General features: G+C 54.6%; 19 protein-coding genes. 3 read left to right on the plus strand and 16 right to left on the minus strand.

Translation table 11 applies throughout. The annotated features are described in order from the left end of the window. Positions 1-405 precede the first annotated feature (405 nt). The 5 genes from ACN0XZ_RS17955 to ACN0XZ_RS17975 are packed head-to-tail and all read right to left on the minus strand — an operon-like array spanning position 406 to position 5,739. Positions 406-2,085, minus strand: coding sequence for a polysaccharide biosynthesis/export family protein (locus ACN0XZ_RS17955; protein ID WP_417459192.1), 1,680 nt, complete (start codon positions 2,083-2,085; stop codon positions 406-408). Next, positions 2,078-3,205 (minus strand): hypothetical protein, encoded by a 1,128-nt coding sequence (locus ACN0XZ_RS17960; protein WP_417459193.1) that lies wholly within the window; start codon positions 3,203-3,205, stop codon positions 2,078-2,080. The genes ACN0XZ_RS17955 and ACN0XZ_RS17960 overlap by 8 nt, the downstream gene beginning before the upstream one ends. Before the next feature lie 22 nt (positions 3,206-3,227). Continuing rightward, positions 3,228-3,911, minus strand: coding sequence for an ATP-binding cassette domain-containing protein (locus ACN0XZ_RS17965; protein ID WP_417459194.1), 684 nt, complete (start codon positions 3,909-3,911; stop codon positions 3,228-3,230). Next, positions 3,908-4,720, minus strand: a complete 813-nt coding sequence (locus ACN0XZ_RS17970; RefSeq protein WP_417459195.1) for an ABC transporter permease — start codon at positions 4,718-4,720, stop codon at positions 3,908-3,910. The genes ACN0XZ_RS17965 and ACN0XZ_RS17970 overlap by 4 nt, the downstream gene beginning before the upstream one ends. A 2-nt stretch (positions 4,721-4,722) precedes the next feature. Beyond that, entirely contained in the window at positions 4,723-5,739 is a 1,017-nt protein-coding gene (locus tag ACN0XZ_RS17975) for a KpsF/GutQ family sugar-phosphate isomerase (protein WP_417459196.1), read from the minus strand. Positions 5,740-6,316: 577 nt separating this feature from the next. Between ACN0XZ_RS17975 and ACN0XZ_RS17980 the strand changes: the two genes are divergently transcribed. Beyond that, on the plus strand, positions 6,317-7,600 hold the full coding sequence (locus ACN0XZ_RS17980; RefSeq protein WP_417459197.1) for a capsule biosynthesis protein: 1,284 nt from the start codon (positions 6,317-6,319) through the stop codon (positions 7,598-7,600). Between the two features lie 64 nt (positions 7,601-7,664). Then, complete coding sequence (locus tag ACN0XZ_RS17985) at positions 7,665-9,245, plus strand: sulfatase-like hydrolase/transferase (RefSeq protein ID WP_417459198.1); 1,581 nt, start codon at positions 7,665-7,667, stop codon at positions 9,243-9,245. A gap of 2 nt (positions 9,246-9,247) precedes the next feature. Here ACN0XZ_RS17985 and ACN0XZ_RS17990 read toward each other — a convergent pair whose 3' ends face one another. From ACN0XZ_RS17990 to ACN0XZ_RS18010, 5 genes are all read right to left on the minus strand, one after another. After that, positions 9,248-10,144: an alpha/beta hydrolase gene (locus ACN0XZ_RS17990; protein WP_417459199.1), complete on the minus strand. Its 897-nt coding sequence runs from the start codon at positions 10,142-10,144 to the stop codon at positions 9,248-9,250. Positions 10,145-10,329: 185 nt separating this feature from the next. Beyond that, positions 10,330-10,836 carry a DinB family protein gene (locus tag ACN0XZ_RS17995; protein WP_417459200.1) on the minus strand — a complete coding sequence of 169 codons (507 nt, stop codon included), beginning with the start codon at positions 10,834-10,836 and terminating at the stop codon, positions 10,330-10,332. Between the two features lie 87 nt (positions 10,837-10,923). Further along, positions 10,924-12,855: a sulfate adenylyltransferase subunit CysN gene (gene cysN / locus ACN0XZ_RS18000; protein ID WP_417459201.1), complete on the minus strand. Its 1,932-nt coding sequence runs from the start codon at positions 12,853-12,855 to the stop codon at positions 10,924-10,926. Continuing rightward, positions 12,855-13,760 carry a sulfate adenylyltransferase subunit CysD gene (gene cysD, locus ACN0XZ_RS18005; RefSeq protein WP_417459202.1) on the minus strand — a complete coding sequence of 302 codons (906 nt, stop codon included), beginning with the start codon at positions 13,758-13,760 and terminating at the stop codon, positions 12,855-12,857. Before cysD ends, cysN begins: the two co-directional genes overlap by 1 nt. 206 nt (positions 13,761-13,966) lie before the next feature. Further along, positions 13,967-16,009, minus strand: coding sequence for a LicD family protein (locus tag ACN0XZ_RS18010; protein WP_417459203.1), 2,043 nt, complete (start codon positions 16,007-16,009; stop codon positions 13,967-13,969). 247 nt (positions 16,010-16,256) lie between these two features. Between ACN0XZ_RS18010 and ACN0XZ_RS18015 the strand changes: the two genes are divergently transcribed. Then, positions 16,257-16,673, plus strand: coding sequence for an adenylyltransferase/cytidyltransferase family protein (locus ACN0XZ_RS18015; RefSeq protein ID WP_417459204.1), 417 nt, complete (start codon positions 16,257-16,259; stop codon positions 16,671-16,673). 9 nt (positions 16,674-16,682) lie between these two features. Here the strand turns inward: ACN0XZ_RS18015 and ACN0XZ_RS18020 are convergent, their stop codons facing one another. The 6 genes from ACN0XZ_RS18020 to kdsA form a co-directional block, all read right to left on the minus strand. Further along, positions 16,683-18,632 carry a polysaccharide pyruvyl transferase family protein gene (locus tag ACN0XZ_RS18020; RefSeq protein WP_417459205.1) on the minus strand — a complete coding sequence of 650 codons (1,950 nt, stop codon included), beginning with the start codon at positions 18,630-18,632 and terminating at the stop codon, positions 16,683-16,685. A 143-nt stretch (positions 18,633-18,775) separates the two neighbouring features. Next, positions 18,776-19,936 carry a tetratricopeptide repeat protein gene (locus ACN0XZ_RS18025; protein ID WP_417459206.1) on the minus strand — a complete coding sequence of 387 codons (1,161 nt, stop codon included), beginning with the start codon at positions 19,934-19,936 and terminating at the stop codon, positions 18,776-18,778. A gap of 40 nt (positions 19,937-19,976) precedes the next feature. Continuing rightward, a complete protein-coding gene (locus ACN0XZ_RS18030; protein ID WP_417459207.1) occupies positions 19,977-22,052 on the minus strand; it encodes a capsular polysaccharide biosynthesis protein in 2,076 nt (691 codons plus the stop codon). Next, positions 22,049-22,798: a 3-deoxy-manno-octulosonate cytidylyltransferase gene (gene kdsB / locus ACN0XZ_RS18035; RefSeq protein ID WP_417459208.1), complete on the minus strand. Its 750-nt coding sequence runs from the start codon at positions 22,796-22,798 to the stop codon at positions 22,049-22,051. The genes ACN0XZ_RS18030 and kdsB overlap by 4 nt, the downstream gene beginning before the upstream one ends. Then, positions 22,795-23,310 (minus strand): KdsC family phosphatase, encoded by a 516-nt coding sequence (locus tag ACN0XZ_RS18040; protein WP_417459209.1) that lies wholly within the window; start codon positions 23,308-23,310, stop codon positions 22,795-22,797. Before ACN0XZ_RS18040 ends, kdsB begins: the two co-directional genes overlap by 4 nt. Before the next feature lie 4 nt (positions 23,311-23,314). Further along, positions 23,315-24,157, minus strand: coding sequence for a 3-deoxy-8-phosphooctulonate synthase (gene kdsA, locus ACN0XZ_RS18045; RefSeq protein ID WP_417459210.1), 843 nt, complete (start codon positions 24,155-24,157; stop codon positions 23,315-23,317). Between the last annotated feature and the right edge of the window lie 134 nt (positions 24,158-24,291).

The following is a 24,291-nucleotide window of genomic DNA, read 5'->3' on the forward strand; positions in this document are numbered from 1 at the left end:
CCGCACCACCTGATAGCTGGTCCGCGCCTTCATCACCGTAGTAAATGTCGTCGTCCAGTGTCCCGTTGATAACATCATCGCCGAGCGTACCGAACTGTGTATTCGTAGCCATAGTGTTCCTCCTAAAAGCCGTCGAGGTCGTTCCAATGAGGTGCGGCCCCACACCTCCCCACAGACACTCGCTAAACTATATTAGTTGCATGTTGTCAACCAGATACGCATCAAATCGTGCGATTTGGTGCTTCTGGTGGCAATTTAATCAAATCATTAGGTCCATATATACATCTTCAACCATAAATCACGCCATATCCACCATCTTATTTTGACAAGCGTGTTACAAAGGATACAGATTTCGCCAATCTTTCGCCTCATTCCGTAAAAAAACCGTAGCGAGCACGCGGCTGATCAAAGCCGCAATATCACACCAGCTGAAACCGCAATCTGATAGAGAAGCCCGGTAACGTCTTTTGCCAGTTGGAAATGTTTGGTTTGCACCCGTGGCAATACAAAGATCTCATCGCCTGCTTTCAGCTTGGTCCGGCGGCTGTCGAGATCGCCTTTATCGAGCTTATCGAACGTACCATCCCTATGCAGCACCAGCACGTTTGCGCTCCCCCGTGCCTGCACGAAGCCACCAGCTAGATCGATGTAATCTTGGGGCGTGCGCCGGTCTTCAAAGGCCATGGCGCTTGGGAAAAGCACATCGCCGTGCACCATCACGAGACTGCTCCTCCGTGGGATACGGATGATATCACCTGATTCCAAGAGAAGATCATGCTGGACCTTTGCTGTGCCACCTAGCGCCACCTGCCCTCTTGGTTCGATATCCTTCGCGCGCTCAACCCACTGCATAACCAGTTCAGCCTCGCGCTGCCGAAGTGACGCCTCTTCTTGTGTGTGTGAACGCGCCGTCAGCACACTGCTTTCAAGCGCCTGCAACTGCGCCAGCAGCATTTCTTTCTGCCGTGCTTTTACACTTTTCCTGAAAAGCTGGATCGCATCGCGTTCCGCGTCCGGCGAAAATTTGATCTGTTCCAGCAGCTCTGAAAGGCGCGCACCGTAAGGCAGGATATATTCCTGCCTGCTCAGGTGTTCTCCTTCAACACGTACTGCAATAGTGCCGGGCAGCTTGTCTGAGGTTGCCTCAACAACGTCCCCTGCCTCAACAAAGAGGCCGTCAACCGCGTCGAGGGAATAATAATCCACCTCTTCTTTGCGGCGATTATTCCTGTGCACCCGGATATGCGTTGCCTTGGATGTGGGGTGCGCGAGCGCGAGCACTTCCGCCATGCTCACCCGGTCGTGGTCGAACTCAAATACAAAGGGGTTTTGCACTAACCCCAGCACGCCAACCTGCGACTGCACGCTTTTCACCAGAAGCGTATCACCATCAAACAGCTGCATTGAGGGCAAACGACCCTCAAGAATGAATTCATAGAGGTTCACGCTCTGCACAACTTCGCCCTGGCGCAAAAGCTCAAGCCCGATATAGCTACCGCGCTTGGGGTCAATCCCGCCCGCGAGATCAAGGAACCGCAGGATGCTGTCGGAAGAATGGCCCGCATAAAGCCCGGGCTGCTTCACAAAACCGGTGACAAAAATCTTGACCGGTTCAGCATCTGCGAGTGACGCATATACGCCGACGTTGGTTTTAAACACGGTCTGGACCGCTTTGGTGACGCGCTCGTTCACATCTGCGTTTCGCACACCACGGAGCGGCACCGGGCCAACTTTGGGCAGAAAGATATTACCCTGATTGTCAACAACCACGGCGCCTTGAAACTCAAACCCTCCCCAAAGCTGGATAGTGATCTGATCTCCAGTTGAGATTTTATAGTTTGGGTTAAAGCCCGTGAACTGTTGCTGCGAAAACTCGCCGTCAAATATCCACTGACCAAAAACACGGTGATTGTCTGTCGTAACCGTCGCCTCTGAGCGCGCGGGCGTTGCTTCCTGGCTTACGGCCGTCATCTGCGCCTGCACAGCCAAAGCGCCAAAGACCAACAAACCTATCGCCAAAACGGCCTTCTTTGTCACAAGCAGCATCGTCCGTATCATTTCCGTTCCGTTCAACAGGTTAGACATCGCGGTGCTCCCTCACGGTCGCGACAACAAGTGCTGCAATACCGTACCCCAGCGTCAGCACTACAAAAATCGTCAGCAGAATATACCCTCGCCTTGGGAAGGAAGCTTCCTCAGGCATTGTTGGCGCCTGCACCACAACCAGGTGCTTGAGCTTCCGGTAGGCGTCCACCTTGGTTTTTTCAAGCGTAGCAAAAGCCACTTTGTAAATCTCGGTTGCGAACTTCAACTTCAGTTCCAGCTCCTGATAATCCAAGTTCACTTCGCCGATCGTTTTTTCATCCGGCGAGTTGAGCGAGAGTTTGCCTTGCTCAGATGCCAGTTGTTCCTCAATCGCCTCAATGCGTGCCCGTACAGCGACAACCTCCGCCGCATTTTCATTGAGGTAGCTCATGAGTACTTTTTCTTCTGCACGCAACCCTACGAGGCGTGACCTCAAGGAGGTCATCACCTGCTGGAAGGCTTGTCCTTCCGCCTTTGGGCTTAAAGTCTGGTACTTTGACTGAAACGCAAGCAGTTCGCGCTGGGCAAGCTGCACATCCTTTTTTGCGCGCTCGAGCTCGTGCTCAACGAACTTGATCTCCTGCACCGCAATATCCTGCCCTACCTTGTTGATAAAGGCCTCGCCTTCCACCAGCATCTCTTTTGTAAGCTCGAGGGAAAATTCACGCGAGAAACCCTGCGCGCGCACGCTCAGGATGCCGGAAAGTGGGTCCAACTCAAGCATGATGTGCTTGCGGTAATAGTCGAGGAAATCTTCTTCCGATGCCCCATGCCAAAGACCCGACAGAAAATCGGCCATGTCAGAGCTGTAATGCCCCCTGAGGTCAAGCCGCTCATCAAGGATCATCAGGAGATCATGCGAACGCAGATAATTCTGCAAAAGCGCCATATCGGAGGTTGACGAAGACGTCCCCGTCAGCATCGACAGAGCGTTAAACTCCCCGCCTGATTGCTCTTTTACTGACTTCACATACACCTTTGCTTCAGGTGCATATCTGTCAGACGCAACCAGCATGTAATAGAGAAAGCAGATGCCCCATATCACCAAGACCCAAAAATAGGGCCTTTGTGATTTCAGAAACCCGGCTATACCGCCAACGGATGGTGCCTTTAAATTCACGAACGTTCCCTGCGCCTGTCCCTTATTCAGCTTTTTCAGCCTTTTCAGGTGCGTTTGCATTAATTTCCTTGAACGCCTCGATAGCATCTTGGCGGTCATCGTACAATCTGCCCGTGCCATTATGAAGCACCAGCACGTGAGAGAAGGAATTTTTGATCTCGGCCGGATTTTTGGTCGCCAGCACGACGGTTGACTGCTCCCTCTTCTCGAGAAAGGCGTCTTTCATCTTCTTGCGCGTTTCAAATGTGAAAAACGTCGGCATGCCGTCCAGAAGCATAATATCGAATGAAAAACAGAGGCTAAGCGCGAAACCGATCGCCCGTTTTTCATCCTGCCTCAATGTGCCGGATGGGCGCCTGAGTTGCTGGTCAAAGCCTGTAAGTTCCCGCACCCGGTTTTCAACCGCATCGAAATCCCGCTCCCCCAGAACCCGACATAAAAAACGGATGTTCTGGTGCGCAGACATCATCTTCTCATAATGCATCTGCCCAAAGGGCCAGGATGTGGTGCCTTGGCGGCGAATAGTACCGCGCGTTGGATGCGACAGGCCCCCAATCATGTTGAGAAGGCTCGAGAGCCCTGACCCCCCGGCCCCCAGAATGGCGAAATCACCGCCACCAGGGAAGTGAAATGAAAGATCTCTGATCAGCACACGCCTTGACACCTTGGTGGCATATACCTTTGTGACATTCTCGGCTGTGATCATGGCGCAGATATCCGTCGCCAGCGCAACCGGTAGCTGGACATGGCTATGGCCCAAAGCCCAATCAACCACTTGGCGTAATACTCAAGGTCGAGCACCGGGCTTGTGTAGTGGGCAAACCACATTTCCCGGATCATTTCCATCGGGTGGACAAGAGGGTTATAAGCCATCCATGTCTGGTACGGCTCAGGGATGATCGTCATCGGGAAAAACACCGCCGACAGAAACAGAAGTGGCAGGTTGATAAGCCCGGTAATTTTGTCCATTTCCTTCGCGAACGAGCCAACAACGCAAAAAATAATCCCCATACCAAACCCAAAAGCCTGAATGAGGAACAGCCCGCATATAGTTTCCAAAATCCTGTCGGGGATGGGGTCGAACCCAAACCAGGCAAGGCCACAGCCAATCACAACAAGAGCCAGAAGGGCGGTTACAGTTGTGAGAAGAATGCGCGCCAGCATCATGTCAAACAGGCTGACCTGCCGGAACAGCACAAAGGGGTTCATCGCATTCGCGGCTTTTGAACACCCCTGAAGGGTTTGGGAGAACAGCACCTTAAAGGGCAGGAAGGAGGCGAGGATAAAGAGGGGTGGATCAATAAACCCAAACTCACCACGCCCCCGCGCGCCAAACACGATCATGAAAACCATGATCATCATGATGGGTTCAAGAAGCGCCCAAACTACACCTAGCTTATAGGCCCCGTATTTACGGTACATTTCACGGACAGACAGCGCATAAACAACGCCGGACTGCACCGCGAGAGCAGACCGGGCCTTAGACCCAAACCGGCGTCGCTCTCGCGTAGTCAATCTTAGTCTCCGTGTTTGTAGATACCTGCGTAACGGCCGTCCTTATCAACAGCGACGAGGAATTTAACCTCATCCGCCCGCATGGTGCTCTCCGCCTCATCAACAATAACGGACTTCTGAATAACGGAAAATTCTTTGCTCATACACTGGTGTGCGGCAACTTCGCGCACCCGGCGGGTAACACGCAACGCAACCCCGAGCTGGCCTTTGGTAACAACGCCAATTGGTTTGCGGTCGTCATCCACCACGACAGCCACACCAGCCGGGCCACCAGCCATTTCAGCAGCCAGCTCCAGCAGAACCATGCTTGGCGGTACCGTCGGCACGCTTGATGTGAGCATCACATCTTCCACCTTCATCAACAGGCGGCGCCCAAGGGACCCGCCCGGATGATAGCGCGCGAAATCTTTCGCATGGAAGTCACGCAGCGACATCAAGGAGATCGCCAGCGCGTCACCAATGGCAACGGTCACAACAATCGAGGTGGTTGGCACCAGATTGTTGGGGCACACTTCTTCCGCAATCGGAATTTCAAGCACAACATCAGAAGCACGCCCAAGTGTGGAAGACTTGGCGCCCGTAATGCTGATGATCTTGTTACCGAAAGTTTTAAGGGAAGGAAGGAGCTGAACAATTTCCTGCGTCTCGCCGGAATAGGAGATCAGGAGCAGCGTGTCATCCGCTGTCACCATGCCCAGGTCACCATGGGAGGCCTCGGCGGGGTGCAGGAAGAATGACGGGGTGCCGGTTGATGCGAGCGTCGCGGAAATCTTGCGCGCCACATGGCCGGATTTGCCCATACCAATCACAATCAGGTGGCCGCGCGTCTGCAGCGCTATCCGGATTGCTTCCTTGTAAGAGTTTTCATCATAGCTCTGCGACAACCGCTCGAGCGCTTGTCCCTGCTTCAGGAAACCAGAAGCTATGTTGTCCAAAGTATCGCTTAAGTCCGCCTTCACACTGTTCGGAAGGTCGAAAATATTCTCTTGAGCTTTACGCTCGTCCGCCGTGCTTTTCATTAAAAATCCCCAAAGCTACGTCGCTTATTATTGATTGCCGCACTCCAAACATCTGATTAAAAACAGAAATATGGCTTTTTTTTGCGGGTATCCAGAATCACCTGTGAAAATTCGCGGAAAGCTATCACAACCGATTCACATTCACAATAAACCTCTATGGTCCAAGATAAATTATCGATGTTCTGCAATTGATAGTCACGTTACCCCCTAGCTGGCCCCAACGTTATTCAAGTCACATGAATAAGCCCAAGTATGATAGGCCCATTTGGGCTATACCACATACCTATAATTTATTTTAGTGACCCATAGGCCTTTGAATTCTCTGTTTTATGACAACAAGTTACTTGAAACAGAATTGTCGGCATAAGGTTCATGCCGATAGCACATGGGCTACATAAAAACACCTTAACGAAACATGAACGGTTGCAGCCATGGTAAAGTGCTCACCTCTCTATACACCCATTTAGGCCTTATAGTTTAAAAAGAAATTGAACCCACAAAGGGGCTTTGCTACCCCATGGCATAACAAAATCGCACCCGAGCCGAGGGTTCGAATGAATGGGGAACGCTGTATATCATGGTTGATGAACCTTCTTCCGCGCAGACCCATACCGCTACCCCTCACCCGCGCGCCATTTTGTTCCTGCAAGGTCTCGCTACCCCTTTTTTTGCAACGCTCGCGCATATTTTGGCCGAGCAAGACCACCAGATTCACCGGGTACATTTCTGTGGGGGTGACCAGCTTTTCAGCGGGCCAGCTCACAAAAACATCCATCACCACGCCTATCAGGGCACACCTGATGGCCTACCCGCTTTTTACCAGGCACTGCTGTCGGGAAAACATATCGATACTGTTTTGTTGTTTGGTGACTGCCGGCCTGTGCACACCCACATGCGCTCGCTTGCGGAAGCACATGGCGCAAAGCTTTATGTGTTTGAAGAAGGATACATTCGCCCGGGCTGGGTAACGATGGAAGCAGGCGGCACCAACGGCTTCTCGCGCATGCCACACTCGATGAAAGGTATCGCCACACTTTTTGAGGACGCGCCACACAAATCGCGCTGCACCCTGCCTGCAGTCGCAACAGATATGCGCCGCAGGGCACTTATGGACATCGCAGCACACGGCGCCAATATGCTGCACAAGTTTCGCTTCCCTCATTACCGCACGCACCGCCCCGCAACCCTTGGTGAGGAAGCGGTTGGCTGGATCAAGCGGGGCTGGAGCACGCTGCGCCATGGCGGTGAAAACAAACGAACCATCAAACGCTTCGAGCTTGGAGACGAGCCCTATTTTCTCGCCCCCCTCCAACTCAATAGCGACTATCAAATTCGCGAACACTCCCGTTTCAGCGGCATGGTGGAATTTATCGAAGAGACGCTCACGTCCTTCGCGCATCACGCCCCAAAAGACAGTGCTCTCTTTTTTAAAAACCATCCGCTTGATAACGGCATGATCAACTATCGCGGCATTATCAGCCGCATGGCGGCGCAGCTTGGCATCGCGGCGCGGGTTGGTTTTGCCGCGGGCGGCAATCTCGACCTGCTGCTACGCAAAACACGCGGCGTTGTGCTGGTCAACAGCACCGTAGGCTTTAAGGCCCTGTCGCTTTATCGCCCTATGAAAGTGCTGGGCCGCGCGGTTTATGACATTGAAGGCCTGACAGACCCGCAACCGCTCGACAGCTTCTGGCAAAAGCCCTTGCTGCCACAACAAAGGCTTGCGGATGAATTCCTCACCGTTGTAGAGAACTATACGCAAGTCAGAGGGGATCTGTTTTCAAAAGCCGGTATTGCACTTGCTGCTCAGGAGGCGGCCAGGGTTATCACCGGGGAAAAACCTCGCTTGCCTCAAAATTGACCCGGCGCCCGGCCATAGTGGGCGCTTACAACAACACCAGCTTGGATAACCGGCGCTTGCGGCAATGTTTTTAACACTTCCCACATTTATGGGCTTTTTGGCTCTCGCTGTTATCCCTTTCCTGCTTGAACGGTTTATCGTGATCGGCTTCACCAAGCCGCAGGAAAAGCGCCATGCGCTTTATTACCTCGGCACGCCTATCACCTCGCTTTTGGTTTACATCAGTTTCGCCGCGCTTCTTGGCCACCCGATGATCGCCTTTGCGGGCTGGGTGCTGGTTTATGGTGGTTTTACCGTTGTGTCGAACCTGAAAAACGGCGTGCTGGGCGAACCGCTTGTGGCTCATGATCTGGAGACAGCGCGCCACCTTTTTATCTATCCCGAATTTTATGTGGATTATGTTGGCAGCACGCGCTTGCTCACTGTTGTTGGCAGCTTTGTCGGCACCATCCTGCTCAGCTATATTTTTGAGCCATCGTTCGCCAGCATGCAGTCCACCCTTCCCACATGGGCCGCATGGGCGCTGGGGCTAATCATGTGGATTTTAGCCATTGCGATCTCAGGCAAAATTCTGGGCAGTTTCCTGCACCCCGCCCGAGCCCGGCGCATTGGCTTTACGTTTGACATCAACACAGACGTAGCGCGCTTTGGCCATTTCCCGCTCATGCTGTTTTACGCCAGCATGTTGATGAACAAGGAGCGCAGCCCCGCCCTCAGCGTGAAGCATCAACCGCTTTCGCATCCAGGCACCAAGCCAGACATCATCGCCATGCAGGCGGAGAGCTATTTTGATATCGACCGGCTCTATCATCTGATCCCCGGCCATGCAGATCATAGCTGGCAGCCTCTCAATGCTTTGCGCGCTGCGGGGGCAGCAACGGGTGCGCTCACGGTGCCTGCTTGGGGCGCCTCTACGATGCAGAGCGAGTTTGCGTTCTTAAGTGGCACAGACAACGCCGCCCTTGGTATCGACCGCATCAACCCCTATCAGCGCGCGGCTTATACTGGTGTTGAAACACTTGCCACACGGCTGAGGGCTGCGGGCTATCACACCATTTGTGTGCATCCCGCCAAAAAAGAATTTTTCCGCCGCAGCACGGTGATCCCCAAAATGGGGTTTGAAGAATTTATTGGCATTGAGGCGTTTGAAGGCGCCGCACGTTTTGGCCCTTATGTAAGCGACAAGGCACTGGGCGATGAGATGGAAGCCATCATCACGCGCCACAAGGAAACGTCTGACAAGCCGCTCTTTCTTTTTGCCATCACGATCGAGAGCCACGGCCCATGGGATGCCGGGCGGCTTGCGAACTGGCTTGATGAAAAAGCGCTTGAGGAAGCAGACCCGAGCCGTGACCGCGCCTTCGCGCTTTTCCGCAAACATATGGATAATGTGCTCAACCTGTTTACGCGCCTGGGCCCAAACGCCAGCACCAAGAGAAGCGACCGCCCGCGCGTACTGGCACTATATGGCGACCACCAGCCCGCCTGCCATGAGCTATTCGCGAAGCATGGCTTTGAAGACCGCGCTGTGGATTATATCCTGTGGTCAAGCATGGGAGATATCCAAAACCCCGGCAAACTGGCGGTGCATGAGCTGGGCAGCACCACGCTCAGAGAAGCGGGCTTTGAGGGCTTGGAAAACTAGGATCAGCTTTGCAGCAGCCCGATGATCTCCTCCCGCGCGCGGCGAGTTTCGGGCATATCCAGCATCACCCAACAGTGGAACATATCCGCGACCTGTCGGAAGCTGTGTTTCACCTCGGCGTCCGCAAGCTTGCTTGCGAACAGGCGCGCGTCAGGCAGCAGAATATCCCGCGTGCCAATCATGATATGGCAGGGCGGCAACCCTTCAAGCGTGCCGAAGGTTGGGCTTACGCGCGGGTCACGCACATCCGCCTCACCCGCGTAACATTTCCCGGCCTCCTTCAGGCCAACAGGAGTGAGCCAAGGGTCAACCTTATCCAGTTCCGGAATAGTTTCATTCTCCATCGTCACATCAACCCAAGGGGAGACAAGTATAAGCTGGCGAATACTTGTGCTGCCCTTCGCCTTCACCTGCTCTGCCGCCATGGCAACCGCAAGGCCTGCGCCCGCGCTATCGCCAATCACATGCATGCGGAAGTCGCCAAGGTTTTCCTCAATCTCGGCATAGACCTTCTGCACAAAAGGTAGCGTGGTCTCAACCGTATGCTCTGGCGCGAGCGGGTATATCGGTATGGTAACCTGTGAGTGGGTGCGGGCGGCCAAATGTGCCGCAAATTCCCACTGCTGCGGCAAAATTTCCCCCACATAGGCCCCGCCGTGCAAATAAAACAGATGCTGGCGCATGGAGGTGCTTTTTTCCTTCATGGTAAAAACCGGGAAACCATCAACCTCACGTTCCGTAATGGTGAAATGCTCATATAGTTTTTTGGGTGGCTGATAGGTATCTGAGGCGCGGCGCTTCTTGAGGTCTTTATAGAAACCCTCAACCGTAGCGCGGTTGCGTTTCTTGCCCATGAGTTTCAGCATAAAAACCCAGTATTTACTCTTGAAGCTCGCCATATATCCCCCCAGACAAGTGCTCACAATATCGCTTCTGTGTGTTTGACCACACCACAGGAATGCTAATTAAGCAATTCTAACGCCAAGTTAACGGAAGGCGTATAAAATTGCGAAAGCACCTCACAAGCAGGCTTTCGCAGCCAATGGTCAGCCTGCCTGAATTTTAAAATTTTAGCGAAAACACATCAGTTCCCACGCATATCCCGCAGGTACACCGGCAGGTCGGTGGGAATAGGCTTTATTGGGATCTGGTTCAGCATATCACCCACAAAACCCCGGTGATACTGGGTGTGGGTAGCAAGGTGCAACAGCATCTCTGCCCGTGTCATCGCACCCTGCCCGCCATCAACAAAATCAAAGGTAATCATCTCATCTAGCGCGCCTTCATCCAGCCCTTTGGCGTATTCCACATACCAAGCGTCCAACGCCTTTTGCTTTTGCCAAAGCGCCGCAACCGGTGGGCAGACGGGAGTGTTGCGACCAGTATAGCCGTGTTTGCTGCCGGTTAAGTGAGCGCGGAAGATATCGTCGATCACATAAACATGGTTGAGGGTATAGGCGATGGAGCGAAAGTGGGTTTTGCGCGCCTTGGTGATCTCACCCTCTGGCGCGCTCAAGACAACCTCATAGGTGCGTGCGTTGGCCCAGGCGCGGTAGCACGTCATCATCACCACTGTCTCTTTCATGCTCATTCTTCTCTCCTCGCTTTATGTCAGACACAAAAAAAAGGCCGGGGTGAACCCCAGCCTTTTCATGTTTTGAATATCGCACCGGCACGCTTATATGCCGCCGCCGGTGGTAAAGCCCGGCGCGCTCAAGTAGCCGTTCTTCTCGAGATAATCGATGATCTTGTCCGCGCAGTCTTCCGCGCTCATTTCATCGGTCTTCACGTGAATATCCGGTGTGCTTGGCGCCTCATAGGGGCTGTCATACCCGGTGAAGTTTTTGATCTCACCCGCCTTGGCTTTCTTATAAAGGCCTTTGGGGTCACGCGATGCGCATACCTCAATCGGGGTATCGATAAACACTTCAACAAACTCGCCCTCTTCCACGAGGCCACGCACCATGTCGCGCTCCGCCCGGAACGGCGAAATAAAGCTCGTCATCACCATCAGGCCGGCGTCGATCATCAGTTTTGACACTTCACCCACACGGCGGATGTTTTCCACCCGGTCCACGTCAGTAAACCCGAGATCGTGGTTTAGGCCGTGGCGCACATTGTCACCGTCCAGCACATAGGTGTGGCGGCCGCGCGCGAACAGGCGCTTCTCAATGATATTCGCGATGGTGGATTTGCCGGAGCCGGAAAGGCCCGTAAACCACAGGATCGCCGGGCGCTGATGTTTCATCTCGGCCCGCGCCTGTTTGTTCACGTCAAGCGCCTGCCAATGGATGTTCGAAGCACGGCGAAGTGCAAAATCGATCATGCCCACACCAACGGTGGTGTTGGTCCGCCGGTCAATGATGATAAACGCACCGGTATCCCGGTTATCAGCGTATGGGTCAAACGCGATACGACGGTCAAGCGAGATGTTACAGATACCAATCTCATTGAGGTCAAGCTGCTTGGCCGCTGTATGCTCAAGCGTGTTCACATTGACCTTATATTTTAGGTCGGTCACCTGACCCGGCACAATCTTGTTCGCGGTTTTAAAGAGGTAAGGCCGGCCTGGCAGCATCTGCTCAGCCGCCATCCAGATGATTTTGGCTTCAAACTGGTCTGCCACTTCTGGCGGGAAGTCCTTGCCCGCGATCACATCCCCGCGGGAGATATCAATCTCATCTTCAAGCGTGATGGTCACGGCTTCGCCTGCCACGCCCTCATCCAGCTCACCGTCATAAGTGACAATGGATTTCACCCGGCTGACCTCTGCACTTGGCAGCACTTTAACCTCATCACCCGGCTTGATGGTGCCGCCTGCGATGGTGCCGGAGAAACCGCGGAAATCCAGGTTCGGGCGGTTCACCCACTGTACCGGCAACCGGAACGGCGCGTCCGCGCGCGCATCATCCACCTGCACGGTTTCAAGGTGGTGCATCAGCGTTGGGCCATCATACCAGCCCGTGTTCTCTGACTTGGTGAGGATATTGTCCCCCCGAAGTGCAGAAAGCGGAATGGGGGTGATATCCGTAAAGCCAAAGTCTTTCGCGAATTCCCGGTACTCGGCTTCAATATCGTTCAGCACCTGCTCGCTATAGTCCACAAGGTCCATCTTGTTTACTGCAAGCACGATATGCTTGATACCCAAGAGCGACGCGATGAAGCTGTGGCGGCGGGTTTGCGTAAGCACACCCTTGCGCGCGTCAATCAGCAGGATCGCGAGGTCAGCCGTTGAGGCACCCGTCGCCATATTGCGGGTATATTGCTCATGCCCCGGCGTATCAGCCACAATGAACTTGCGCTTGTCGGTTGAGAAGAAGCGGTAAGCCACATCGATGGTGATGCCCTGCTCACGCTCCGCCGCCAAGCCGTCCACCAGAAGCGCGAAGTCAATCTCCTGCCCCTGTGTGCCCATCTTCTTGCTGTCATTCTCAAGCGCGGAAAGCTGGTCTTCAAAGATCAGCTTGCTATCGTATAGAAGCCGCCCAATGAGGGTAGACTTGCCATCATCAACACTGCCGCAGGTAATGAACCGCAGCATGGATTTCTCTTCCTGCGCCTTCAGGTAGGCGGTGATGTCTTCAGCAATGAGGTCTGACTGGTGCGACATTAGAAGTACCCCTCTTGCTTTTTCTTCTCCATCGACGCGGCGCTGTCATGGTCAATCACCCGGCCCTGACGTTCGCTTGATTTGGTGAGCAGCATTTCCTGAATAACGTCCTCTAGCGTGTCGGCGCTTGATTCCACGGCACCTGTCAGCGGGTAACAACCCAGGGTGCGGAAACGAACCATCTTCATCTCAGGTTCTTCACCCGGGTTGAGCGGCATGCGGTCATCATCCACCATAATGAGCTGACCATCACGCTTCACCACCGGGCGTTCTTTCGCCAGATAAAGCGGCACGATGGGGATCTGCTCCAGGTGGATATATTGCCAGATATCAAGCTCGGTCCAGTTAGAGAGCGGGAATACACGGATGCTCTCCCCCTTCGCTTTGCGGGTGTTATAAAGGCTCCACAGTTCCGGGCGCTGGTTCTTCGGGTCCCACCGGTGCTGGGCGGAACGAAACGAGAAGATACGCTCCTTCGCGCGGGATTTTTCCTCATCCCGGCGGGCACCACCAAAGGCCGCATCGAAGCCGTGCCGGTCAAGCGCCTGCTTAAGGCCCTGCGTTTTCATCACATCGGTATGATAGGCGGAGCCGTGCGTGAACGGGCCCACGCCTTCGCGCACGCCGTCTTCATTGATGTGCACAATAAGCTCAAGGCCGAGGTCTTTGGTGAGCCGGTCCCGAAACTCGATCATCTCCCGGAACTTCCATGTGGTATCCACATGCATCACGGGAAAGGGCGGCAAGCTTGGGTAAAACGCTTTCATGGCAAGATGCAGCATCACGGCGCTATCCTTGCCGATGGAATAGAGCATCACCGGGTTTTCGGCTTCCGCCGCAACCTCACGCATGATCTGAATGCTCTCCGCTTCCAGACGTTTCAAATGAGTAAGCGTTTTTGTCATGAAATCCGCACCAAACTTATAATTTTCACCGCTGTGGTCCACAGGGTTTTAAAGATGGGGCGGGTTTAGCGCAAGCGGAAGACTAAAGGGAAATTATTTTTTCTATTTAGGCCGAAAAGCGCGCCTTAGTTAGAAATATTTTCCACACTAAGGCGCGTATTTTTAGAATTATGAGTTGTCAGGCCGGGTTTCGAGACAATCAGAACCTAAATTTCGAAGCTTGGCTCTGGTGTTCGCCATCCGGCGCCATAACGTGCCTCGGACACCGCTTCGGGGTCAAACGGCGCTTTAAACCGCTCGCCCTTAAACTCAATCTCACCAAGCGGCAGAAAGATATCCGCGCGCTCAGGCACCACCACCAGCCGGGTATGCGGCCAATAAATAGTGTCATCCTTCAACCCAAGCACAAAGATATCGATGGTGAGATCACCACGCTTGCAATGAATGAGCGGCGAGCGACGCGTGGGTGCAGAGCACGGCACACCATTCTCATTGAGAAAAGCGACAATTCTGTCACGCTCATCTACCAGCGTTTCCGGGTCGTCACATTCAAGTATGATTGCGGTATCCAGGTCATCGTCATGGGGGATGAAATCCTTCTCCCGGATCGCACCCAGCAGCGTGCCATATAGCAGGAAGGGTTCAAACCCCACCTTTTCCATACTGTCGCGAAACTCCACCAAATGTTTCATGATCTTGGCTTCATTACGCTCCCTGAGCGGTATGTTCATCCCGTGTTTGGTGAATAGCATGCGTCGGGAATGATTGATCTGACCAGCCACATCCTCAGACCCTTTCAACAGGGCCGAAAGGGCGGGACGGCTGTATTTGCCAACCATTTTCGCTGTGGGGCGGGCCGAAAACTTGCACCGGTAGAGCGTGTAAAGCTTGCCAATCAAACGGCCATAACCCTTGCTCAACTGGTTCCCGATCAGCATGTCAACCAACTGCCGCGCGCCCATCACGTGACGGAAGGTTGCACCATGGTCATAAACCGTGGTCCAGTTTTGCTTATCGTTACTGAGCGCTATCTGCAAAAACATGGTGCCCCCGCCCAGAAGCTGGCTGCGGTTCCAAAACTGAAGCCGGGCAACGGATGTTTCCTGCTCCAGGTCCACAATTTTTGTGGAAACCGGCCCCTGCAGGTTAAGCCCAAATGCTTCGGCATCCACAAATGCAGCCCGGTCGTGGTGGAATTTCATGGTTTTGCCGTCAAACGCCTGTGCCAGAACCTCGGCGTCATCACCGGTATATACCCTGAGACCACCAAGCCCCTTACAGCCCAGAGCGACGGTGCGAACACGAATGTGGCGTGCTGTCGTTGGTGTGATGCGCACATCCTTTGAGGTCTCCGGCGTGCCGCCAAAATCATGTACGTTAGAAATCGCGATATCGAGCGCATCCAGCAGTTTGCGCGCAATCTCGGTACGCTCACCCTTCACGCGCTCAATCAATCGCTTATCCCGCCCCGGCATAAAACGCTTGGCCAGCTTCCACTTGAATGCGCGCCATTTCCCTTTTGGCGGATTGGCCCGGCGGAAATGCTTAACGGCCCCCACATCTTTCAAAAGGCAACTGAGCTGTCCAAACGCCGCGGAAACCAGCCCCTCATATTCCGCTTGTCTCGCTTCATCGCAGTGGTCACGAAGGGCGTCGATATCATCAATCGCGCGCTGCAGTCGTCCATCAATAAAGGAACGAAGGTGAGAGTGCGGGTGATAGAGGTCATGCTGCACGCCATTTGCATCTTCCGCAAAAATACGCAGCGAGTTTGTACGGGTGATATTGCGGTCCATGCGATGATAAAAATACACATGGTTCACCTTCACCGTGCTAGGGAACTCCGCGCGCCACCAAGGCTGCGGCTCCCGTTTGCTGTGGATATTCGGGCCAAATACACCGCCCGTAACAGCCGCGTACGGGTCATTACGCTTTTCATGGCATGTGCTTTGGGTGCACACGGCATGCTCAGAGACATCCTGCAGTTTGGGTTCCCCCTCAACCCGTCCGATGAAACGAGCTGCAGCAAAATTCAGTATCTCAGGGTTTTCGCGGCACAACTGGAACGTGAATGCCCGATACTCGCCATCCACAGGCATGGATATCGGCGTAAGTGCAGAACCTAGTGAGACAATTTCACCCGGGAACACTTCCTTGAGCTTGGGCCGTTCGCGGCGCATGGCGAAATGAGTACACACCTCACGTGTATGTTGGAGGGTGTCAGAATAGTGTTTGCCCGGTTTATTCATACTGAAAATATACTCCGCCCCACTAAGCTATCGGCCTGCCGTTGCCTTACCGGAGAACCGAGAACGGTAGTCCGCTGTTGGCGTGATGAGGGGAATAACAGGCACGTGTCGCTTGGGTATTATTGCTTTTATCAAAAGTTCGATGTTACATTTTTATTTACACAAAATTGCATTTTCTTTACAAGTCCTGATAGAAATACCTTTTAAATGTACGGCACACAATAATTATCGGACCCTTTATTCTGCTATGAAACGCATCATCACATTTGGCACCTATGATCTTTTGCATGTAGGCCACATCCGGCTTCTCAAGCGCGCGGCCGCACTTGGTGATCATCTGACAGTGGGCATCTCGAGTGATGAGCTGAACATCAGCAAAAAAGGCCGTGGGCCCGTATACACAACCGCAGAACGGCTTGAGATTATCAGCGCGCTCGACTGTGTAGATGAAGTGTTTGTTGAGCATTCTCTTGAAGCCAAGGGCGACTATATCAAGGAACATCAGGCTGATGTGCTTGTGATGGGCGACGACTGGGCGGGCAAGTTTGATATGTTCAACACCCTTTGTGATGTTGTCTACCTGCCACGCACCGAAGGTATCTCAACCACCTATCTGATCAGCAGCATCTCTGACGTTGGCAAAAAGGTCGCAAAAGCCGGCTAATAGTTTGCCTTAGGCGGCTTCCTGCTGTTCCCCAACACGCTTCTTTGTGTTTTCAAGCTTCGCTCGCACTGCAGGCTCAGGCGCGAGCGACAGGCCCTCTTCTGCATGCCTCTCTGCTGCATCCAGTTCGCCTTTCTCAAGTGCCAGTTGCGCAAGCTGCAGCTCAATGGCGGGCGACGTGCCGTCTCGTTCCCTAAGCTTGAATAAAATACGTTGGGCTTTTTCGGTTTTGCCCAAGGCCTGCAGAATGCTCGCGAACAGCCGAACGTTTCTTGGCTTCCGGTTTCCCATTTCTCGAAAATAAACCACCGCAGCCGAGCGCGCCTCTTCATGTCGCTTTTTGCCGTGAAACAGATTGGCGAGACGGAAGTAAAAATCCGGGTCCGGTGCCATCCATATTTCCTTGGGCGCACCTAGGAACCGGTGCAGACATTGCGCGGCTGCATCCAACTGATCAGCAGCAATCAACCCGCGAATGATAAGCTCAAAAGGTGCAGCGGCCCCACCTGCCTTCTCAAAGATAGCGACTGCGGCGCTGATGCGCTCACCCGGTGTGACAGTGGCCGCAACCGGCTCCTGCGCATCCCTATGCAAGAAGGCCAGCAGCTTTGGCTTCGCTGATCGGTCCTCCGTCTGTGCGGTATCAGCTATATGGGCTCTAGCGGTCGCCACAATATCCTGCACCCAATCAGGCGTCGGGCTTTGCCGTGACAAAGCAGAAACCCCGATGTTATCAATCGGTGTCAGGCCAGCGTCCCGGCACCGCTCGTAATATTCCCTCAAACGTGAGGCATAACAGGCCTTAAACTCTTCGAGACGCTCGCGAGAGAGACGTTCCTGCACGAGGGATTCCAGATCTTCATTCATGATTTCATCAAGCGCACAGTTTGGAATGCGGTAATGCTCTGTCAACTCCCGCACCCGCAGGTCATTATACACAAACAGCGAGGGCCTTGACGCCTGCAAGGCAACCACGCCGCCATGGAACCGGTCACCAAAATAAAAATCATGCTCGGCTGCGAACTGGCGCCATGCCCGCGCATCCCGAAAGTGCCAACTGCCATCAAAGGCTGGCGGCACCGCCCCATGGGCCCGCACATAGTCGTTCAGCACCCTCTGGTCGCACTGGCCTGTGGCATCATCATACAGGCCTTTGATATCCTTCAGCTCGTGATAGCTATAGATATCATTCTGGAAAACATAGCTGGTGCGGTACCGGCCCGCGAGGGAGCGCAGGAAATCCACCCGCGCATCCTGAAAGCCAAACAGGTGCCGCAGCCCCATGTAACCCGCCGTCAGAACTCTTGCATCAGGCCCCACATTCCCCGGTTTGATGCTGAGGATATTCTCCGGATAAACATAAAGGCTTGGGCAACCGAGCGCGACAGCATTACCGCAGCCAATACGGTGCAGGAAAGCCTCGGTTTCGGCGCCGCGCACCCCAACGAGGCGTGCCTTTTTATCCAGCAGCTTCAGGAACTCCACCATGGCTGGTACCAGTGTGGTTTCATCCTCAACAGGCTCCTGCATGCCCATGCCAAACACATAAAGCGGTATGGGCATTTTATCGACGATCTCGCACAGCCGTTCCATATGCTCCTGTTGCGCTTCCGCGCGTCCGGGCGGCGGCGGTGCAATCATGTTGGCGAACGAGAAAATCACCGCGTCGAAATTGTCCCTCAGGAGCGCCTGATACCTCTCAACACTGCCTTTGCATTCCTTGTAGAACACATGCTCAATACCCGACATGCAGCTTTTTGCCCGCTTCACCTCGAAGCATTTGGCCACTGCTTCGTTATGGACGATGTTGCCCACGTTCAGCGTGGTTGCCTTAACGTCATTGTGCAGCCGCTCAATGGAGGTGAAGGCCCGCAGCGGCAGGGATGCTTTATATTTCAGCGCTGCACCATTGGGGGCTACACCAAAATTGCCGGGATGAAATAGAACACGCTGTACCATGAGGATATCTGCTTCTGGCCGGGAGTGCAGCGACACTTACATCCGGCCAGCCTTGATGCGCAATGTCGCGCCTGGCCACCCGTTGGGCGGTCAGTACAGGCTTAAGCTACTCATTCTGTATGACAGTTGCGTTGCAACACCCCTCAGGAAAGAAACGCCTTCACAAAAGCCTGTGCACCTTCATTACCGGCATCAAGGGACAGGGCATGTTGCACCGCGTCCCGCGCCTGAGGCATCAGGTCAAGCCGCTTCAGCGTATGGGCAAGCCCAACATATGCATCCACATAATTGGGGTTCAACTGGATTGCCTTTTCAAAACAGGCACGTGCAAGCCTTGGATGGTTGTGTGAGGCATAAACCACCGCCTTTTCCCGCTCAGACCGGGCAACACAAAGCCGCAACTTCATCCGGTCCGGCAATGGTGCCGCGCGCATAATAGGTGCATATTTAGGGTCGGTTTTCTTCCTAAAGGCGAGGTAGAGCTGCGCGGCCTCTATGAGGTCATTATGCTGGAAAAAGCCTGCCAGCTTTTTGTAGGCCGACTGTATGTGCCGTGGCTGATCATAATCCGCACGAAGGCGCGCCATGCTTTCCTTGAAAAGCGCATCATCATAGGCAAGCTCGCCATCACCACTGTCTGGCCCTTTGCCGTTCAGCACCATCTGGTGCAGCCGCTTGTCTATCGGGCTTTTTTCGTACACGTCCTCAGGCGTCAGGCCCTCAAGGTCAGCGCTGTTTTTGGACACCCGGTACCGCCCCTCTACCGGCGGGATATCCATCAACCGCGTGATGGGCGCAGAATGCTCTGTCAGCTTCTCGGTGGCACACAGGAAACGGAACTGGCGCAGGATATGTGCAAGCTTCTCTTCAGAAAATTCAGCCTGCTGCTCAGGGTGTAAGCGACGGAAGAACTTAAAAAGCTCCTTCGAGACACTATTGGCGCGCCATGTTTCAAAATATTCACGTGCCGACGCCGTTCGCCCCTCACCCCGAATAACACTCAGGTGATATTTATACTGCGATACAAAATGCGTGTATGGGTCACGAAGCACAGTGAACAGCGCCGCGTTATCATCGGGCAAGCAGGCAAGCACCCTGTGGTTCACATGATGACCAAACACAAAGCGGTACTGGCTGCGCTCCTCAGCGCTCAACTCCTCCCAAAGCGGCTGGCCTTCAAAAAAAAGCTTCTGCGCGGGGTGGTTCCCGTACCCGAAATACACATCCTCCCCCAAATGATTGAAGATATGGTGCATCACCGTCGTGCCGCCGGTTTTTGCAACATGGTATCCAACAATCAACATAGGGAAGCTTCCTCACTTGGGTGACTGACGGGCCTTGCCGTCAGCGGAACAATGCCTCGGCCAGATAGCGGGTTTTACGAACAAAGCCAAGAGCACCTGACGGTTTTTTACCGCCGCTTTCAGCGGCTTCTTTTGCGATAGCCGCCACAATAGCCTCCGCGCTGGTGCTCTGCCCCGACGGCCAATCGACATAACGGCCATAAACACAGAGAAGCGCATATACAAGGCCGTCAAGCGGCACGTCCCGCCCGCGGCGGGGTTCCGTGACAATCATGTCTGTTGTCAGGCCCCAACCCGCATAAAACGGCATGCCATATGTGGTGACATCCACACCGCGCAGCAACGCCTCGAACCCTGTGAGGCTGGTCATGGTGTGTACGCTATCCACCGCTTCCAGGCAGTCGATAATATCCGCATCCCTGATCGTTTCGTTAAAGCAACGATCCCAGACATCCTTGGGTACAGCGCCTTCGCGGTTGCCGCTCACCACGTCCGGGTGCGGTTTATAGACAATGTAAGCCTCTGGTTCGCTGGCCCGCACAGCCTCAAGAAGCGCCGCGTTCGTGCGTATAACGGGGGAGCCAAAGTTGATGGAGGCATCTGCCTCCACCTGCCCCGGCACAAGGATAACCTTACGCCCGTCAGCGCGTGCACGGAAATCCAGGCTGCCGCGTGAACCCACATTATATTTGCTCACCCTTGAGGCCAGAATGCTCTCTGTGAGCGCCGCACCCCGCGCCAGATCGGCCCGGTCGAACTCATGTGTTTTCAGGAAATATTCAAGGTCACTGGGCGCGGAGCCGTCATAATAGATGCCGCGCCTGTCGAGCACGAGCGAGCTTGGCCGCCTGAGGTCTGACCCAAGCCCAACGGAGCGCAGGAAACCATCCTCCATGCGCCAGATCGGCACGTCATCTGGCACACTTTCAAGCACATCATCAAACTTTCGGCCCCATGCCATGACGCTGTCGCCCAGCTGAAACTCAAAGGTCTTCAACGCATTCGGCTTAATGAAGGTGACCTCACCCGCCGCCACACCAAAAAACCGGTGTACAAACTTGCGTTTCCAGAATGAAAAACCAACGGCAACGGCCCGTTTGCCGCGCGGGCGGGCAAGCTGGCGTTCCGCCACCAACAGGTCGAGAATACGTTCCATCTCAACCCGTTCCCCGGTGAAGGGGTCAAGGTACCGGCTATAGACAATGAAGGCCGCAGCAAACAGTTCCTCGAGCGTGCGGTTGGCGATGCGGGCTTCGCAAAGCTGCCGGTCATGCGTGAGGCCCCAGCCTGCATAAAACGGCAAACCAAAACAGCTTACTTTCTTGCCCGCGATCAGCCCCTCAAGGCCCATCTGGGAAGTCACGACATATACATGATCAACCCGCTCGATCAGCCCCACCGGCGCCACATCTTCCGCCACAAAAATCACGCGGTCATAAGTGCGCTCAATGTCAAAATGCCCGCGCTTGGTACCCGCCAGCACATCCGGGTGTATCTTCACAATCACCAGGGCTGTCGGGTTTTCCTCAAGCGCTGTGTTCATCATCTCGATGAACATATCGTCCGACGCCATGCCATGCATGATGGATTTGTCGCCATAGGTCTGGTCAACCACCAGCACCTTGGGGCCCTTGAAGGCGGCGAGCTTTTCTTCAAGCTCAGCAGATATATCAAACGGCGCCTGATTATATTTCGAGATGCGCCAGCGCTTCATGCGCGCCATGGCTTCCCGCGCCCGCTTGAGCAGCTCATCTGTGATCCAGTCGTCACGGTTCAACAGGGCTTCAAGGTCGCTTGGTGTATGGGCATCATAATAGATGCCGCTCCTGTCAACCACGAGCGACAGCCGCCGTTTATCGACAGATGGGTGGCTCAGGTAACCCAGGAAACCATCTTCCAGCCGCCAGTACTCCAGCCCGTTTTTCTTGGCGTAGGCCCGCGCTTTCTCCGTATTGTCCTTCTGGCCCCAGCCGACAACCACGTCCCCCTCACGCGCGCCGGACAAACCTTTTTTGACAGGCCTTCCCAGCAGGCTTTCCATCATTGGGTCTGCGGCTATCCCGGCTGAGGACGTAAGCGCGCGGACGTCTTTATGCTGTTCGGTCTCACCCGTCATGCATTTGCTCCAACAAGCTTGCGCACGGCGTTCAGGTCCGCCTCAGTGTCCACCCCATGTGGCGGTGCTTCCGATATCTCTGCCACACGAATGGTGAGGCCGTGATGCAGCGCACGCAGCTGTTCAAGCGCTTCCACCTCCTCCACCTCTGCGGGCGGCAAAGCAGTCAATGTTTTCAGGGTGCTCACCTTGTAGGCATAGATACCGATATGGCGCTGATACGCGTATTTTGTCACATCAGGCACATCCACGCCCCGCATATGCGGGATAACGCTGCGGGAGAAATACCGTGCATATCCAAAGGCGTCAGACACCACTTTCACGATGTTGGGGTTCAGCACATCTTCAGTCACCATGATGCGGGTGCTGGCTGTGGCCATGTCAGCCTTCTGGTCTGCAGCCAGCCCTTCCCCCACAAGCGCGATCAGCGCGGGCGGTATCAGGGGTTCATCACCCTGCACATTCACCACAATCTCATCGTCCGCCCAGCCAAGGGTGCTTGCCACCTCAGCGATACGGTCCGTGCCGGAGGGGTGGTCAGCACTGGTCATCACGCCCTGCCCGCCAAATGCCTGAACGGCGTCCAGGATGCGCTCATCATCCGCCGCGATATACACGTCCGCCATGGGGGTTGCTTCACACGCACGAGCCCACACATGGGCGATCATGGGCTTGCCGGCAATGTCCGCGAGCGGCTTGCCCGGCAAGCGGGTAGAAGCATACCGCGCGGGGATGACAATTTTCATTGCACCAACACCTTGGTCTCACCTTCAGCGGCAGCACGAAGGCTTGAGCCCAATTGGCCCGCCAGATGTTCGCACGCCTCGCGTACGGCGCCCATACCGCCTGCGCGGCTTGTTACAAAATGCGCGAGGGCTTTCACATCCTCAACCGCATTCGCGGGCGCGATAGCATAGCCAGATGCCGCCATGGCACCCATGTCGATCAGGTCGTCCCCCATAAAGGCAACATCGGTGAGGGGGATATCCAGCTCTGAACATAATTCCGCAAGCGCTTTGACCTTATCCGCGCACCGGAGCCTGCGGTGTGTGATGCCGAGGTCATCGAGCCGCCGCTCAAGCGGGCCGCTTGTACGGCCAGAAATAACGGCAAGTTCCACCCCCAGCTTGTGCAACAGCTTGAGGCCGAGCCCGTCATGCGCGTGGAAGGCTTTGCTCTCTTCACCGTGAGCGGTGTAATAAAGCCGCCCATCGGTCAGCACACCGTCTACATCCAGCACAAAAAGGCGGGTTGCCATCACCTTACTCCGTCACCAGCGGCGGAAAACTTTTCGCGAGGTCATCAATCGCTTTCATCTGCACAAGATAGCCTTCAAGCTTATCCAGTGGAAGGGCGCACGGCCCATCACACAGCGCTTCATCCGGGTTTGGGTGCGCCTCAATGAAAAGGCCCGCAATGCCAAGCGCCATGCCAGCACGTGCGAGGGCTGCTGCCTGTTCGCGCCTGCCGCCAGCGCTATCGGTTTGCCCACCAGGGCGCTGCAGGGCGTGGGTGGCGTCAAACACCACAGGGGCCATGGTTTTCATCAGGTCCATGCCCAGCATATCCACAATCAGGTTATTGTAGCCGAAGCTGCTGCCGCGCTCACACAGCATCACATCTGTGTTGCCGCTTTCCGCGAATTTTTTGATGATATGACGCATTTCCTCGGGCGCAAGGAATTGCGGTTTTTTCACATTGATAACAGCATTCGTTGCAGCCATGGCCCGCACGAGGTCGGTCTGACGCGCGAGAAAAGCGGGAAGCTGGATCACATCTGCAACCTCAGCCGCAGGTGCGGCCTGGTCTGGCTCATGCACATCGGTGATGATCGGCACATCAAATTTGGATTTGATATCCGCGAGCAGGCGCAAGCCCTTCTCTAGCCCGGGTCCACGGAAGCTGTGCACGCTGGAGCGGTTGGCTTTATCAAACGACGCCTTGAACACATAAGGAATGCCGAGCTTTGAGGTCACCTCCACAAAGTGGCTCGCCACCTCAAACGCCAGCGCCTCACTTTCCAGCACATTCATGCCACCAAACAGAACAAACGGAGCCTCGTTCGCGACCCGGATATTTGTGCCGATAGAGACAGAACGAACCATGCTTTCCCCCAGAAGTCTTATAGGAAATCTTTGAAATAGTGATAGCCATGGCTACCCCGCGCGGGGCTAAAGCGCAAGGTGGTTTTGCGCTTCAAATGCATTCCAGCGCGCGAACAAAAGCCGCGCCGTGGCGC

The sequence above is a fragment of the Kordiimonas sp. genome, assembly GCF_048264555.1.
GTDB lineage: Bacteria > Pseudomonadota > Alphaproteobacteria > Sphingomonadales > Kordiimonadaceae > Kordiimonas.

What these genes read in the sequence shown, in the direction of transcription:
- ACN0XZ_RS17955 (WP_417459192.1), bottom strand. Translation starts at nt 2,085, where the DNA reads ATGTCTAACCTGTTGAACGGAACGGAAATGATACGGACGATGCTGCTT.
- ACN0XZ_RS17965 (WP_417459194.1), bottom strand. Translation starts at nt 3,911, where the DNA reads ATGATCACAGCCGAGAATGTCACAAAGGTATATGCCACCAAGGTGTCA.
- ACN0XZ_RS17975 (WP_417459196.1), bottom strand. Translation starts at nt 5,739, where the DNA reads ATGAAAAGCACGGCGGACGAGCGTAAAGCTCAAGAGAATATTTTCGAC.
- ACN0XZ_RS17980 (WP_417459197.1), top strand. Translation starts at nt 6,317, where the DNA reads ATGGTTGATGAACCTTCTTCCGCGCAGACCCATACCGCTACCCCTCAC.
- ACN0XZ_RS17985 (WP_417459198.1), top strand. Translation starts at nt 7,665, where the DNA reads ATGTTTTTAACACTTCCCACATTTATGGGCTTTTTGGCTCTCGCTGTT.
- ACN0XZ_RS17990 (WP_417459199.1), bottom strand. Translation starts at nt 10,144, where the DNA reads ATGGCGAGCTTCAAGAGTAAATACTGGGTTTTTATGCTGAAACTCATG.
- ACN0XZ_RS17995 (WP_417459200.1), bottom strand. Translation starts at nt 10,836, where the DNA reads ATGAGCATGAAAGAGACAGTGGTGATGATGACGTGCTACCGCGCCTGG.
- cysN (WP_417459201.1), bottom strand. Translation starts at nt 12,855, where the DNA reads ATGTCGCACCAGTCAGACCTCATTGCTGAAGACATCACCGCCTACCTG.
- cysD (WP_417459202.1), bottom strand. Translation starts at nt 13,760, where the DNA reads ATGACAAAAACGCTTACTCATTTGAAACGTCTGGAAGCGGAGAGCATT.
- ACN0XZ_RS18010 (WP_417459203.1), bottom strand. Translation starts at nt 16,009, where the DNA reads ATGAATAAACCGGGCAAACACTATTCTGACACCCTCCAACATACACGT.
- ACN0XZ_RS18015 (WP_417459204.1), top strand. Translation starts at nt 16,257, where the DNA reads ATGAAACGCATCATCACATTTGGCACCTATGATCTTTTGCATGTAGGC.
- ACN0XZ_RS18020 (WP_417459205.1), bottom strand. Translation starts at nt 18,632, where the DNA reads ATGGTACAGCGTGTTCTATTTCATCCCGGCAATTTTGGTGTAGCCCCC.
- ACN0XZ_RS18025 (WP_417459206.1), bottom strand. Translation starts at nt 19,936, where the DNA reads ATGTTGATTGTTGGATACCATGTTGCAAAAACCGGCGGCACGACGGTG.
- ACN0XZ_RS18030 (WP_417459207.1), bottom strand. Translation starts at nt 22,052, where the DNA reads ATGACGGGTGAGACCGAACAGCATAAAGACGTCCGCGCGCTTACGTCC.
- kdsB (WP_417459208.1), bottom strand. Translation starts at nt 22,798, where the DNA reads ATGAAAATTGTCATCCCCGCGCGGTATGCTTCTACCCGCTTGCCGGGC.
- ACN0XZ_RS18040 (WP_417459209.1), bottom strand. Translation starts at nt 23,310, where the DNA reads ATGGCAACCCGCCTTTTTGTGCTGGATGTAGACGGTGTGCTGACCGAT.
- kdsA (WP_417459210.1), bottom strand. Translation starts at nt 24,157, where the DNA reads ATGGTTCGTTCTGTCTCTATCGGCACAAATATCCGGGTCGCGAACGAG.